1 protein-coding gene is annotated in these 491 nt (G+C 40.9%); it reads left to right on the top strand.

From position 1 onward, the window contains the following. A partial coding sequence (locus BCU94_RS19630) for a hypothetical protein (RefSeq protein ID WP_198590915.1) occupies positions 1 to 491 on the top strand: 491 nt, incomplete at both ends.

Raw genomic sequence — 491 nt, 5'->3', positions numbered from 1 at the left:
ATGTACCTTTATAGAGCTCCCAATAGCGTGTACTTCACACGTATCTGTTTAGCCAAATCGTTACGCGATAAAGGCTTTCCTTTTGATATTAAAGTTTCTTTGTTGACTCGTGACAGAGCACAAGCGGTTATTCGTAATATCGATGTCGCAGGCACGCTGAAAAAAATCATCAATACCATAGACCATCAAACCTGTATCAATGACTTTATTCGTTATGTTGATGAAGTGATTAACAGTCTTCGCAGTGAATTTGAGAAAAACAAGTCAACCATCAGTACAAAGCCAGCAAGTTATAGCATCCCCATCAGATACACTAAGCTGTCACAACACCGTGAAACCACGGCTGTAGCTCAAGCAATGCCCGTGGTGACGTTACATGATGCTCTAGCAGGTTTTGTTACTTCAAAAGAGAAGTCAGGCATTAGACCACTCTCTATTAAACAACTTGAACAGCGAACCTGTCACTTCATTAAGTTACTGCCAACAATCGG

Source organism: Shewanella sp. 10N.286.52.C2 (genome assembly GCF_002874545.1).
In the GTDB taxonomy this organism is placed as follows: Bacteria; Pseudomonadota; Gammaproteobacteria; order Enterobacterales; family Shewanellaceae; genus Shewanella.
This window is presented reverse-complemented; position numbering and strand designations above follow the sequence as displayed.